The organism is Listeria rocourtiae FSL F6-920 (assembly GCF_000525975.1).
Taxonomy (GTDB): Bacteria; Bacillota; Bacilli; order Lactobacillales; family Listeriaceae; genus Listeria_A; species Listeria_A rocourtiae.
Genome location: NZ_AODK01000118.1, coordinates 1 through 610 on the forward strand (window position 1 = coordinate 1; position 610 = coordinate 610).

Sequence of the window (610 nt, forward strand, 5' to 3'; positions counted from 1 at the left end):
CCGTATCCCAGGTGTACGTGTATGTCCCATCGCTGAGACGATTCCCATTCGTGTCATACGTTAGTTTGTCGCCATTCCAAGCCGTGAGCTGGTTACCATCATTATAACTCGCTTCGATGGCTTTTGTCTTGCTGGAATCTGTCACTTTGGTACGGTTACCGAAGCCATCGTACGTATAGGCTTTCACCGTGCCATCTGGTAGGGTTTCTTTGGTGAGTTGGTTAATCGCATCATAGTCGTAACTCGTTTTACCGGCTTTCTTATTATCCATCGTGGTTCGGTTACTCGCTGCATCATACGTGTAGCTTTCTTCAAATAAGCTATCGCCAGTTTTATTCCCAATCTGGATTTCACGTACTTTTTGTGTCGCATCATAATTGAAGTTGGTGCCAACGCCATTGCCGTTGAGATACTGGTCCACATTGCCGAACTCATCATACTCCAAGAAATAGTTTCGGGAACCATCGTTCAATTTGGTGTTTTGATCTAACGCATTGTAGTCATACGTTGCTTTGTAGTTGTGTGCCCCGTGGGAAACAAGGACTTCATTGATTTTGTCGGTTTTTCCTTTGTTGTCTTTGCTCGGTTTATCTTTGTATGTCCAGGAAAC

Annotated in this window: 1 protein-coding gene; it reads right to left on the reverse strand. The window is 44.4% G+C overall.

The features are described 5' to 3' along the window. Positions 1-610 (reverse strand): RHS repeat domain-containing protein (locus PROCOU_RS16140; protein WP_036074526.1); only part of this gene is annotated, 610 nt, incomplete at both ends.